This window comes from Bradyrhizobium sp. USDA 4541 (genome assembly GCF_024171085.1).
Classification (GTDB): Bacteria; Pseudomonadota; Alphaproteobacteria; order Rhizobiales; family Xanthobacteraceae; genus Bradyrhizobium; species Bradyrhizobium australafricanum.
This window is the reverse complement of sequence record NZ_JALJZF010000001.1, coordinates 4736888-4750232: the sequence shown is the minus strand read 5'-3', so window position 1 is coordinate 4750232 and position 13345 is coordinate 4736888. Positions and strand designations below refer to the sequence as shown.

Below are 13345 nucleotides of genomic sequence, written 5' to 3'. Positions count from 1 at the left end.
CGCCGCGCGCGGCGCTATCACACAGCGGCCTCCTATGCATTTGATTTGACAGGTAAAACTATACGCGGCGGAGCGCGAACAGCCAGCCGCGGCCGAACAGCATGAGGATCAGGAGGGCGTAGACGAAGACGCCGACCGCAATCAGCAGCAGCAGGATCAGTTCGTCGCGAAAGATCTGCATCGGCGCGAACCACACATAAGCGAAATGCGAGGTCAGCCACAGTGCGACCGCGAGCAGCACGCCGCACAGCGCGAAGGTGCCGAACGAGCGGATCAGCGCCCGATCGAGCGCGAGGTAGCCGCGGCGCACGGCAAACGTCAGCACCAGCAGCAGATTGACCCAGGCCCCGACCGCGGTCGCGAGCGCGAGGCCGACCTGCGCCAGCGAGCCGACCAGCGCGATCTTCAGCGCGACGTTGACCGCGACCCCGGTCAGCGCCGCTTTCACCGGCGTTGCGGTGTCCTTGCGAGCGTAGAAGGTCGCGACCGCGCTGCGGATCATCACGAAGGGAATGAGCCCCACCGCATAGGCCGCGAGCGTGGCCCCGGCGCTTGCCGCATCGGCCTTGGAGAACGCGCCGCGGGCGAACATCGCGCGCATGATCGGATCGGCGACCGTCAGGAACGCCGCCACGAACGGCACCGAGAACAGCAGCGTGAAATCGAAGGCGCGGCGCTGCGCCGCCATCGCGCCGGCGTGATCGTCGGCGCTCAGGCGCCGCGACATCTCCGGCAGCAGCACGGTGCCGATCGCGATCCCGATCACGCCGATCGGCAATTGATTGAGGCGGTCGGCATAATACAGCGCCGACAGCGCGCCGGCGGGCAGGAAGGTCGCGATGATGGTGTCGGCGAACAGCGCCACCTGGGTGCCCATCGAGCCCAGCGTCGCCGGTCCCAGCGCGCGAAAGAAGCCGCGGACGTCCTCGTCGAGCCTCAAGGGCGCGAACCGCGGCAGGCCGCCATGGCGCGCGAGGTCGCCGGCGAGCAGGAAGAATTGCAGGAAGCCCGAGATCAGGACGCCCCAGGCCGCGGCATGGCCCGCGCTCGGGAAGAACGCCGCAAGCGCCAGCGTCATCATCATGGCGAGGTTGAGGAAGATCGGCGCCGCGGCGGCGCTGGCGAAGCGATGCATCACGTTGAGCATGCCGCCATAAAGCGTCACCAGCGTGATCAGCAGCAGATAGGGAAACGTGATCCGCGTCAGCTCGATCGCGAGCTTGCGCTGCGCCGCGTCCTCGGTGAAGCCCGGCGCGAGGATGCTCATCGCCTGCGGCATGAACGCCATCGCCACCGCCAGCAGGATCACCTGCGAGGCGAACAGCAGCGTGAAGATGCGGTCGGCGAACAGCCGCGCCGACGCTTCGCCCTTCTCGCCATGGACATGGGCATAGGCCGGCACGAAGGCGGCGTTGAAGGCGCCTTCGGCGAAGATCGCGCGGAAATGGTTGGGCAGCCGCAGCGCCACGAAGAAGGCGTCGGCAACCGGCCCGGCACCGAGGATCGCCGCGAGCATGATGTCGCGCGCGAACCCGGTGACCCGCGATAGCAGGGTATAGCCGCCGACGGTGAAGATGCGTCCAAGCATGCGCTGCTTCTAGCGCATGATTGCGGTCTGAAAAAGTTTCCTATCAGGCTGAAAGCGCGCTGCGCACAGCCGCGATGACGCGGTCCTGGGCCGCCTCGTCGAGATAGGCGTGCATCGGCAGGCTGATGACGTCGTCGGAGAGGCTTTCGCTGATCGCTAGGCCGCCGTCGGCGACCGGGAAATCACGGTAAGCGGTCTGCTGGTGCATCGACTTCGTGTAGTAGATCGCCGTCGGAATGCCTTGGGTCTTCAGCGTCGAGGCAAAGGCATCGCGGTCGGCCCCTTTCGGCAGGCGGATTGTGTATTGCGCCCACACCGAGGTGCAACCTGGCGCAAGGCGAGGCACGGTCACGATATTGCCGAGTCCGCGCGCGTAGCGCTCCGCCACTTGGTTGCGTGCCACGATCTCGTCGTCAAAAATCTTCAGCTTCTCGAGCAGGATCGCGGCCTGCATGGTATCGAGCCGCCCGGTGAGGCCGAGGCGGACATTGTCATATTTGTCCGACCCTTGCCCGTGCACACGGATGCTGCGTAGCGCGTTCGCAAGTTCGTCGTCATTGGTAAAGATCGCGCCGCCATCGCCGAAACAGCCGAGCGGCTTTGCCGGGAAGAAACTGGTCGCGGTCGCAAGCCCGAAGGTGCCGAGCTTGCGGCCCTTGTAACTCGCGCCAAAGCCCTGGGCGGCGTCGTCGAGCACGAACAGGCCTTCGGCTTCGGCAACCGCAGCCACCGCGTCATGATCGGCGCTCTGGCCGAACAAATCCACTGGAATGACACCAACCGGCTTTAGGCCACGCGACATCGCGGTGGCGACCCCGCGCTTGAGCGAATTGATATCGATATTGAATGTCGTCTCGTCCACATCGACGAAGAGGGGTGTCGCGCCGGTGAGCGCCACCGCTTCGCCGGTCGCGCAGAACGTGAAAGACGGGCACAGCACGGCGTCACCCGGCCCGACATTCTTCGCCATCAGGACCATCAAGAGCGCGTCAGTGCCGCTGGAACAGCTCACCACATGCTTTGCGCCGCTATAGTCCGCCAGCGCCTTCTCCAGCGCGGTCACTTCCGGGCCATTGACGAATTGGCAATGGTTGAGCACGCGGGCGACTGCATCATCGACCGATTTGCCGAGCCGCTGGCGCTGCGCGGCAATGTCTATGAAGGGAACAGGCTCTGGACGCATGTGCTGGTTCATGAAGCTTTCGCGCGTGTTTTCAAGTTGCAATTAGCTGGCAACGCGGCGCGGCCCCTTGCGCATCGTCGAGGCGGCGGGCCTGGCGGGTGATTCCAGGCAGCGGATCGCGATCTCGAGGCTCGCCACGCCCTCGTCGCCGGACACCGCCGGCAGCTTGCCGCCGCGTACGGCGTCGAGGAAGGCGATCAGTTCGGCGCGCAGCGGCTCGTCATGCCCGACCGGCAGGTGACGCATCGAATAGCTGCCGTCCGGCTTGAAGCCGAAACATTCGGTGACCTGACGCGTGAGCAGATCGCCCATCACATACTTGCCGCGGGTTGCGACCGTCACGTTGCGCGCCTTGAACGGCGTCAGCCAGTTGGTGTTGATGTGGGCGAGCACGCCGGAAGCGGTGCGGAACTGCAGCAGCGCGATATCCTCGCGCTCGGCGACGGCGCTCGAGAGCTGCGGCTGCACCTCGACGATGTCGGACTCGGTGAACCAGCGGATCAGGTCGATGTCGTGCACGGCAAGATCGATCACGACGCCGACATTGGACATTCGCGGCGGGAACGGGCCGACCCGAGTGATGCCGATCGACAGGATGTCCTCGCCCGAGATCGCCTTCTTGATCGCGGCGACCGCCGGATTGAAACGCTCGACATGGCCGACCATCAGTGTGACGCCGGCCCGCTCGGCGGCCGCAACGATCTCGCGGCCCTCTTCGACCGTGGATGCGACCGGCTTCTCGACCAGGATGTGAATGTTGCGCGCGATGCAGGCGAGCGCGATCTCGTGATGCAGATGGGTGGGAGCTGCGATCGTCACCGCATCGATGCCCTCGGCGAACAGCTGATCGAGGCTTTCGAAGGCGCGGCAGCCGACCAGGTCGATGGCGCGGGTGCGATGTTCCGGCAGCGGATCGACGATGCCGATCAACAGCACCCCGGGCAGTCCGGCCAGCACGCGGGCATGGTTGCTGCCCATCACGCCGGCGCCGATCACGCCGACGCGCAATGCGCGGCCGATATCGGCCTTCGCGCCGGCTGCGGACACTTTTGCATTCATATCGTAGACCCCAAGTAACGTTCTGGCGGTTGTCCCGGCTTCTCAGGGAGCCATCCCGGCTCCGAGAGAATCAGCACCAAGGCCCCTCTGCCCGATCCGCGCCTTTGGCGCAAATCACGACCCGCTTCGTTGGCAGCCGCTATAGCACGGCGTCACAAATGTGGCGAATGCCAACGGCGAAATCCGGACACGTTTTGATTCAAAGAGTTACATCGCCCGCGACTCGATCTTGAGCGCGGGGCCCGTTCGCCTCAGGTGCGCCGATAGTCATCCTCGATGCGGATGATGTCGTCCTCGCCAAGATAGCTGCCGGTCTGCACCTCGATCAGCTCGAGCTGGATCTTGCCCGGGTTCTCCAGCCGGTGCACCGCGCCGATCGGGATGTAGATCGATTCGTTCTCGTGCACCGTCTTGATCAGCTCGTTGACGGTGACCTGCGCGGTGCCGCGCACCACGATCCAGTGCTCGGAGCGGTGATGGTGCTTCTGCAGGGACAGCCGTCCGCCGGGCTTGACGACGATACGCTTGACCTGGTGGCGATCGCCATTGTCGACCGACTGATAGGAGCCCCAGGGGCGATGCACCTTGATGTGATTCTCGGTCACCTCCGGCGCCGCCACTTTCAATTTCGCGACCAGCCGCTTCAGCCCGTTGGCGTCCTTCTGGCGTGACACCAGCACGGCGTCCTGGGTCGCGACCACGACGAGATCGTCGACGCCTTCGAGCGCAACCAGCGCCCGGTCGGTTGAGACGTTACAATTGCGGGAGTCCTCGAACACCGCAGTGCCGCGCGCAGCGTTGCCGAGGCTGTCCTTGTCCGACAGCTCCCAGACCTGGCGCCACGAGCCGATGTCGGACCAGCCGCACGCCACCGGCACCACCGCGGCACGCGATGTCTTCTCCATGACCGCGTAATCGATCGAGATCGCCTTTGCCGCGCCGAAGGCCTGCGCATCGAGCTTGACGAAGCCGAGATCGCGCGCCGCCGACGCAACCGACTGCTCCACCGAGGCCACGCTGTCCGCATCGACATTGCGGTACTCGTCGAGCAGCACGCCGGCGCGGAACATGAAGTTGCCGCTGTTCCAGAGATAACCCGCATCGATATAGCCCGCCGCCGTCGCGGCATCCGGCTTCTCGACGAATTTCGCCACCGCGCGCACCTCGCCGGCGACCACCTCACCCGGGTTGATGTAGCCGTATTCGGTGGCCGGCCGCTCCGGCTTGACGCCGAACGTCACGATGCGGCCGGCGTCCGCAGCCACCAATCCGCCGCGGCACGCGGCGACGAAGGCCGCGGTGTCCCGCACAAGATGGTCGGCGGCCAGCGCCAGCACGATCGCTTCGCTGTCGCGGCTCTGCGCGAACGTCGCACCGGCCGCAATCGCCGGCCCCGAGTCGCGGCGCATCGGCTCGAGCAGCACGTCGGCCTCGCGGCCGATCTCGGCCAGCTGCTCCAGCACCATGAAGCGATAGGCCTCGTTGGTGATCACGATCGGACGCTCGAACAGGTCGGCGTCGGAAACCCGCAGCAGCGTCTCCTGGAAGGTCGAGCGGGCCCCGAACAGCGACAGGAACTGTTTCGGATGCACCTCGCGTGACGCCGGCCACAATCGCGTGCCTGCGCCGCCGCACATGATCAGGGGAATAATTCGTCGATCCATCGATGCCTCAAATCCTGTCGTGCAAGTCCTGTCGTATCCGCCTGCGGACGACACACCAAATCGGCCCGGGCTGTCGCGGCCGGCGGCCCTGTCGCCTCGGAAGCACTATCCAAGCAGTAGCACGCGCCCCCCGCGCGTCTGGTCGGATTTTACCGGTAACGTAAACCCCCGGTGAGTGGCCGGCCGTCCCCCGTTCCGGCCTCTTTAGCCACCCCTTCGCGCCTGCCGCAATAGGGACCAGTACGGGTATTGCCAGATCGGCGCGGAAACCATACCAAGGCGGCGAATTTGGGCGCGCGAAAGCGTTTTGCGCTGTTTTTGACACATTCTGAAACCTGGCAGCCGAACGGAAATGCGCCGAATCCTGCTTTCGACCGTCAAGATCCTGATCTCGGCAGCGCTGCTCTATTTCTCGCTGCGCAAGGTCAATCTGTACGACCTTGCCTTTCGTATCCAGGTCGAGAGCCTGGGCTGGCTCGGCCTCGCGATCGCGGTCACGTTCCTGCAGATCTTCCTCGGGGTGTTGCGCTGGCGGGAGATCAGCGTGGAGTGCGGAGCCCCGCTGGAGACAGGCCAGGCCATGCGCTTCAACGTGATCGGCACCTTCTTCAACCAGACACTGCCGTCCTCGATCGGCGGCGACGCGGTCCGGCTTTGGCTCGTCGCGCACGCCGGTGCGGGCTGGCGCGCAGCCACCTATTCGATTTTCGTCGACCGCGCGATCGGGCTGATCGCCCTCGCCGTCGTCATCGCCGCCACCCTGCCCTGGAGCTATCGGCTGATTTCTGATTCCCACGGCTGGATGGCGTTGCTGCTTCTCGACCTCGCCGCACTCGCGGCCGGATTTGGCTTCCTGCTGATCGGCGTGTTGCCTTGGGTCTGGCTGAAGCAATGGTGGGCGACGCATCACATCCACGCCTGCGCGGTCATCGCGAACCGGGTGTTGTTCAGCCGCAAGCGCGGATTGAGGGTCGCAATTCTCTCGATCGCCATTCACGTCGTGACCGTCGTGATCGCCTGGTGCGTGGTGAAATCGATCACCGCGCCCGTCACCTTCGGCCAGATCTTCCAGTTGTTGCCGCCGGTGATGCTGATCACGATGATGCCGATCTCGATCGCAGGCTGGGGCGTACGCGAGGCCACGATGGCGCTGGCCTTCGGCTACGCCGGATTGATCGCCAATGAAGGCGTCAACATCTCGCTGTTATTCGGCGCGGTATCGTTCGTGGTTGGCGTGTTTGGCGGCCTGGTCTGGATCCTGAGCCCGGAAAAGGCCGCCAAGGGCACAAAACCGATCGAAGTCCCGGGATCGCAATCGCGAGTCCCGGGATCGCAATAGCCGGACCAGAATGAGCGCTTTCGAAATCCTCCTGTCATTGATCGCGGCGGTTCTGGCTGCGTCGATCTCGGCTGTCCTGATCCAGGCGACGCGGCCGCTGCTGCTGCGTGTGGCGCTGGCGAAGCCGAATGCGCGCTCGTCGCACCGTATTCCAACGCCGCAGGGTGCCGGCATCGCGGTCACGGCGGCGACGCTGCTGGCGGGCGGAATCGTCATCGTCCTGGCCGGATCGCAGAACCTGACGATTCCCTTCATCGTCTTCGCGGCCTGCCTGTTCATCGCGGTGGTGGGTTTTGCCGACGACATCCGCTCGCTGCCCGTCGTCCCGCGGCTGCTGCTGCAGGCCGCCGCCGTTGCGGCCGTGGTGTTTTCCGCGCCTGATGGTCTCAGACTGGTTCCGGCCGGCCCGGTCTGGCTCGAACGCGGCCTGCTGCTGATCGCCGGCCTTTGGTTCGTGAACCTCGTCAACTTCATGGACGGGCTCGACCTGATGACCGCGGCCGAGGCCGTGCCGATCACCGTGGCGATCGCCCTGCTCGGCAGCTTCGGCTATCTCCCCGCAGCTCCCGCGCTGGTCGCGGCGGCGCTGTGCGGCGCGCTGCTCGGCTTCGCGCCGTTCAACCGACCAGTCGCAAGGATATTCCTCGGCGATGTCGGCAGCCTGCCGATCGGCCTGCTGCTCGGCTGGTGCCTGCTCGAGCTCGCCCTGCACCGGCAGTTCGCCGCCGCGCTGCTGCTGCCACTGTACTATTTGACGGATGCGACGGTCACGCTGTTTCGCCGCATGGCGCGGCGCGAGCCATTCTGGGCCGCGCATCGCTCGCACTTCTACCAGCGCGCGACCGACAATAGATTCACGGTGTGGCGCGTCGTCGGCGAGGTGTTTGCGCTTAACGCGGTGCTGGCGCTGCTCGCATTCACCTCGGTCGCCCTCAATTCGCTCACTGCGGACATCGCGCTGCTGCTGGCCGGCGCGCTCGCCGTCGCCTGGCAGCTGCGGCGGTTCTCCCGACCGCTCTGATCGCCTCAGCTGTCCATTTGACGCAGCGCGCGCCGCAGCCCCTCGTCGAGGCTGATCGGCTGCTGCCATCCGGTGCCCGCGATCTTGGAAAGATCAAGCTCGAGCGAGGCGAACAGGCTGTCATAGGCTTCCTTGCGGCCGCTGATCCCGAGCGCCATCTTCAACAGCAGCGGCGGCAGCCAAAACAGACGCGGCGAGGTGTCCGCCGCCCGGGCCAGACGCTCGACGAATTCCCGCGTCGAGACCTGCTCGCGGTCAGCCACCAGGAACACGTCGAAATCATCTCCCGGGTGCGACAACCGGTGCAAGATGAACGACGCGAGGTTTTCCGCCGACAGGAACGCGCGGCGATTCTTCACATAAGCGAGCGGCAGCGGCAAGCCATTGAGCACCGCGCGCTTGAGCAGGGCGAAATTTCCCTTCGCACCGGCCCCGTAGATTAGCGGCGGCCTGATGACGGTCACCCTCATGCCGCTGCCCGGCACAATTTCCTTCAAGCCGACCTCGGCGGCCGCCTTCGAGTTTCCGTAGAGGCCGCGCGGCGTCAGGACATCGTCCTCGCGAAACGGAGGACGCCCGTAATTGCTGCGCCCATGCACCAGGATCGTGCTGACGAAAATGAAATCGCGAATGCCCGCAGCGACCGCGGACCGCGCCAAATGCAGCGTGCCCTCGATATTGACGTTGCGATAGAGCTCTATCGCGCGTTCGTCGGACTGCTGATGAACGCGGGCCGCAAGATGCACAACCGCCTCCACCCCGTCGAGCGCGGCGCGCCAATCGGTGGCGGGACTGAGCGAGCCGATCATCACGTCGTTTGCATCGCGCGGTGGAGTTCGCACCGCGCGTCGCACCACCCAGCCGCCGCGCGCCAGCGCGGGCACCACATGGCGGCCGACAAAGCCGCTGGCGCCCGTGACCAGAACCGTCCGGTGACCATTATTCATACCGTCCGCTCCACATCGCGATTGGATAGCAGCTCCCGGACCAGCGCAGCGTAGCTCGCGAGCGCCCGCTCGGGACTGAAGTTCCGCGCGGTCGCGACGGCGCGCTCGGCCATCGCGGCGTCCCGCGATCGCGACGCCTGGCGGATGGCTTCGGCGAGTTGATCGGGCCTTCCCGGCGTGACGACCCAACCGAGCCGGTTTTCGCTGACGGTGAGCGCAGCCTCGGCCTCGGGCTCGGAGACGAGAATGACGGGCCGGCCGGCAGCGAGCAGATTGTAGAACCGGCTCGGCACCGACACGCCGGCGACGTCCTTGCGATAGGGAATGAGCCAGACGTCCGCGCTGGAGAGCAGCGCATCCAGCTCGCTGTCCGCGACGCGGTCGACCAGCGTGACGTTGGCAAGCCGCGCGGTGGCCCGGAGCTCCTTGAGCCGCGCGAAGCCGATGCCCCATCCCGAGAGCAGAAAATGGATCTCGCCTTCGTCACGCAACAGCCGCGCGGCCTCGAACACGATGTCCGGATCGTGGGTGAAGCCGAGATTGCCGGACAGCCCGACGACGAAGCGCGCGGCGATGGCCTTGCGAAACGGATTGTCGGGGCTCACGGGACGGTTGCCGGGCGCGAGCGTGGCCCAGTTCGGGATGAACCTGATCTTGTCCTGTGTCATTCCGCCATAGCGCAGCAGCAGCTTCTCGGCGTCGCGGCCGATCACGATGACAGCGTTCAGGGCCCGGAACATCAGCGCGTTGATCGCGCGCATCGCCCGCGCGACCAGCGAGGACGGCCGCAGCAGCCCGGCCATCACGAGCACATCGGGAAACAGGTCGTGCAGGATCAGCGCCGACTTGGCCCCCTTCAACCTTGCCGCGGCGGCAACCGCATAGGGCAGCGCGAAGGGAGCGGTCACCGTCAACGCCACATCACCCCGCTTCAGGCGCGACAACAGCGCAAAAAAGATCCGGCCGGTGAACAGCGCCTCAGCCAGCGCGCGCTTGATCAGCGCCGCCTTTCCAGGCAGCCAGTTCCTGATCTCGACGACGGCGGGACGCCCGGGCGCCGGCGCCCGCGCCGAGCCCGGCATCCCGGAGACCACCATCACCTCCGACTCCTGCGCGATCCGTTCGGCGATCGCAGACATGATCGCGGCGGTCGTGCTGTGGTCCGGCGGATAGTGCTGGCTGACGACCACGACTTTTCGAGAACTACGCATCAATGGCTTTCGAAACGGTCCTGTCTCGGCGTCCGCAGAACGGCGCGGTCAGGCGGCATTCGATCCGAACTCGGGCACGGCGTCCTGAAGGACGGCGCGGATGGTCACACGGTCATCTCTCTCGATCGCATCCTCCAGCGCCGCGAGCCACTTGCGCAGCGTCGACATCGGAGGCTGGTTCGGCTTGGCCGCCATGACGCCGGCGACCCCGATCTCGAGCGTCGGCTCCTGGCTTGCGAACAGGATCTCGTTCAGCCGCTCGCCGGGGCGGATGCCGCTGAATACGATCTCGACGTCGACGCCGGGTTGCAGGCCCGACAGACGGATCATCCGCTCGGCGAGATCGACGATCTTCACCGGTTGCCCCATGTTCAGCACATAGACCGAGACGTCAGGCCGCGCCGGCGTCACGGCGTGCGTCGCCGCGGTGATCACGAGATCGCAGGCCTCGCGGATCGTCATGAAGTAGCGAACCATGTCCGGATGGGTCACCGTGATCGGTCCGCCGGCCTCGATCTGCGCCTTGAATTTCGGCACCACCGATCCGTTGGACGCCAGCACATTGCCGAACCGCACCGAGATCAGCCGCATGTGCGGCTTGCCCTTTGCCTCTGTCATCAGGTCATGGTCCAGCGCCTGGCAATACATCTCGGCGAACCGCTTGGTCAGGCCCAGCATCGACACCGGCTCGATCGCCTTGTCGGTCGAGATCATCACCATCGCGCTCGCGCCCGCGGCATGCGCGGCGTCGGCCACGTTCACCGACCCGAAGATGTTGGTCTTGACCCCTTCGCTCCAGTCGCGCTCCAGGATCGGCACATGCTTGAGCGCCGCGGCATGGAACACGATGTCGGGCTTGAACTCGCTCATCAACCGCGTGATGCGCTCGCGATCCCGGATATCGGCGATCCGGCCCTCGATCTCGGGGCCGGAGTCGCGCGCGGACAGCGCCTCGGTAACCGCATAGAGCGCCGGCTCGGAATTCTCCACGACCAGGAGGCGCGCGGCGCCGAAGGTCGCGACCCGTTCGCAGATTTCGGCACCGATCGAGCCGCCGCCGCCGGTCACGATGACCGACTTGCCCCTCACCAGCGTCTCGAGCCGCGCGTAGTCGATCTTCTGGCTTGGGCGCAGCAGCAGGTCCTCGACGGCGACGTTGGTCAGTCGCGGCGCGTCGCCGCCCTCCAGCGACGGCAGGCGACTGACCATCACGCCGAGCCGCCTGGCGCGCATCAGCACGCTTTCCGGATGCGCTTCGGGTTCGAAGGCCGACGGTGTCATGACCACGCGCTTGATCGGCCGCTGGCGGGTCTCGAAATCCCGAATCACGGCCTCGATGTCGTCGACGCCGCCGACCACGGGAATATTGCGGATCATCTGGCCGCGGTCCGCGTCCGACGGCGAGAGCACGCCGACCGGCCAGAGCCGCTTGATGGCACCATTCTCGATGCCGCGCAGCACGACTTCGGCATCGGCCGTACGTCCGACCAGCAGCGCCGGCGCGGCGTTGTCGGATCGGGCATGCAGCCGCGTGCGCGAATAACGGAAATAACGGTAGCCGAGGCGCAACGCGCTCAGCGCGAACACCTCGAGGAAGAAGAACAGGATGATCGTGACCCGGCCGAGGAACACCGGGCTTTGCGAATTCGTTCCGGTGAAGAAGTAGACGTAGTCCAGCACGACCAGTGCCAGCGTCAGCACGGATGCGACCCGCAGGATATTCACCGCGTCCGGCAGCGAGGTGAAGCGCCATTTCGCCGTGGTCAGATTGGAGAAATAGCTGACGAAAATGCTGAACAGCACGAACCAGGGCAGAATCAGCAGCAGATGCGGCAGTCGATCGGTAAGGAGGCTGCCCTCAAAACGCAGATAGAAGCTCGCCAGCAACGCAAACGTCGTCGCGAGCGCGTCATGCAGCAAAATCAGGAAGTTGCGCAGGGTAAATTGTGAAAGACGCGTCATCTAACGGACGGGTTGCCGGAAACTGGGAGTTTGCGGTGAGACATTTGGCAGGCTGATAGCGTATCTGCAGCGCCCTTGCCAGCGATCATGGACGAGCAGGAGGTTCGGGTTCCATATCGGCCCCCAATTGCCCCTTCAACGCCATGCCGCCCGCGACCCCGACACCCAGCACATACATCCAGCCTTCGTGAAAGTCGAAGATGTGTGAATTAAACAACGAACTCGTAATATTCTGTACTACGACGAGAAGCCCGATCCAGTTGACGAGACCGTCGCCGCGGAACAGCAAGAGGTGCAGCAGCCACATCGCATACAGGATCGCCACACCCACAATGCCCCACTGCACGGCGACGTTCAACGTTTGATTGTGAGGGTTGCCGATCACTTCGCCTGAGGCCTGGGTCACACCACCCGTTGCCACGCGCTCGAATAGGCCCCGGGTCGCTCCGGTGCCATGGCCGATGACCGGGGCCTCGGCGAAGAAGCCGAGCGACTTTCGCCAGAATTCGAGCCGCAGACCGACCGAGGTCGGCTCGTTGCGCTCCATGTAGAGCTTGTAGTCGCGCTGGAATGAATCGGCCGTCCAGCGCAATTGCGGCGAGCCATACCACGCCACCACGGCTAACGCGGCGGTCGCGCAAAGGATCAGGACGATGCTGCGCCAGCGCAGATGGAGCAGCGCAAACACCGCGAACATAATCGGAACCGTCACCAATGCAGTCCGCGACACCACCACCATCGCCATGTTGGCGAACAGGCTGAGCGCAATCGCAATCAGCAACATGGCCGGCAGGATGCGTTTGGCCCGCAGCAGCATCACGACCGGATAGGCCAGCGCGACCGCGCACAAGGTGAATTCCTGGCTCTGGTCGATGTAGTTCTTGACGAAAACTCCCTGCTCACCCGGCGCAGGCGCCCTCAGCGCGAGGTGCGGATAGGCAAGCACCAGCCAGGACATCAGCATCAACAGCGTGCAGGAGACCAGGAAAGCGACGAACACCCAGGTCCCGCGGGCCGAGCGCTGAAAATGATAGAGCAGGACCGGCAGCACGAGGAGCTTTGCGGTCGGCCCGACCGCGTAGAATCGCGCGCCCCAGGCCGCGTCCGACCAGAGCGTGCCGACAAGCGCGAGGCAAAACAACGCGACTGGCGCCAGGCAGATCGGCCGCTTCAGCAGCGCCCAGAACGCCTTCAGATCGACCGTCGGCGCAATCGCGATCAGCAGCACCACGCCGAAGATGCCGACCAGCGAGGTCGACCACGGCAGCGACAGCGCGATCAGGACCGCGACCACATCGGTCGCGGTCTGCCAGCGCGCCGGATCGCGCCAGGCCGGACACGCCGCGGCGCCTGCCGGGGATGCCATGCTTG

General features: G+C 65.4%; 10 protein-coding genes. 2 read left to right on the top strand and 8 right to left on the bottom strand.

Translation table 11 applies throughout. The features are described 5' to 3' along the window. Positions 1-58 precede the first annotated feature (58 nt). From murJ to J2R80_RS22255, 4 genes are all read right to left on the bottom strand, one after another. Complete coding sequence (murJ, locus tag J2R80_RS22270) at positions 59-1588, bottom strand: murein biosynthesis integral membrane protein MurJ (RefSeq protein WP_253639426.1); 1530 nt, start codon at positions 1586-1588, stop codon at positions 59-61. Between the two features lie 43 nt (positions 1589-1631). Further along, positions 1632-2783 carry a DegT/DnrJ/EryC1/StrS aminotransferase family protein gene (locus J2R80_RS22265; RefSeq protein WP_225644525.1) on the bottom strand — a complete coding sequence of 384 codons (1152 nt, stop codon included), beginning with the start codon at positions 2781-2783 and terminating at the stop codon, positions 1632-1634. 30 nt (positions 2784-2813) lie between these two features. Beyond that, complete coding sequence (locus J2R80_RS22260) at positions 2814-3830, bottom strand: Gfo/Idh/MocA family protein (RefSeq protein ID WP_253639425.1); 1017 nt, start codon at positions 3828-3830, stop codon at positions 2814-2816. A 251-nt stretch (positions 3831-4081) separates the two neighbouring features. Further along, entirely contained in the window at positions 4082-5494 is a 1413-nt protein-coding gene (locus tag J2R80_RS22255; RefSeq protein WP_141340697.1) for a mannose-1-phosphate guanylyltransferase/mannose-6-phosphate isomerase, read from the bottom strand. 352 nt (positions 5495-5846) lie between these two features. Between J2R80_RS22255 and J2R80_RS22250 the strand changes: the two genes are divergently transcribed. Both J2R80_RS22250 and J2R80_RS22245 read left to right on the top strand, forming a co-directional pair. Continuing rightward, positions 5847-6833: a lysylphosphatidylglycerol synthase transmembrane domain-containing protein gene (locus tag J2R80_RS22250; RefSeq protein WP_253639424.1), complete on the top strand. Its 987-nt coding sequence runs from the start codon at positions 5847-5849 to the stop codon at positions 6831-6833. 10 nt (positions 6834-6843) lie between these two features. Continuing rightward, positions 6844-7854, top strand: a complete 1011-nt coding sequence (locus J2R80_RS22245; protein WP_225644519.1) for a glycosyl transferase — start codon at positions 6844-6846, stop codon at positions 7852-7854. Between the two features lie 5 nt (positions 7855-7859). On the opposite strand, the gene J2R80_RS22240 is transcribed toward J2R80_RS22245, so the two are convergent. From J2R80_RS22240 to J2R80_RS22225, 4 genes are all read right to left on the bottom strand, one after another. Continuing rightward, entirely contained in the window at positions 7860-8801 is a 942-nt protein-coding gene (locus J2R80_RS22240; protein WP_253639423.1) for an NAD-dependent epimerase/dehydratase family protein, read from the bottom strand. Further along, positions 8798-10012, bottom strand: a complete 1215-nt coding sequence (locus tag J2R80_RS22235; RefSeq protein ID WP_253639422.1) for a glycosyltransferase family 4 protein — start codon at positions 10010-10012, stop codon at positions 8798-8800. The genes J2R80_RS22240 and J2R80_RS22235 overlap by 4 nt, the downstream gene beginning before the upstream one ends. A 48-nt stretch (positions 10013-10060) precedes the next feature. Next, positions 10061-11974 carry a nucleoside-diphosphate sugar epimerase/dehydratase gene (locus tag J2R80_RS22230; protein WP_028338296.1) on the bottom strand — a complete coding sequence of 638 codons (1914 nt, stop codon included), beginning with the start codon at positions 11972-11974 and terminating at the stop codon, positions 10061-10063. 85 nt (positions 11975-12059) lie between these two features. Next, the gene (locus J2R80_RS22225; protein WP_253639421.1) at positions 12060-13340 is read right to left on the bottom strand and encodes an O-antigen ligase; all 1281 of its coding nucleotides are present in this window, start codon (positions 13338-13340) and stop codon (positions 12060-12062) included. Positions 13341-13345: the final 5 nt, after the last annotated feature.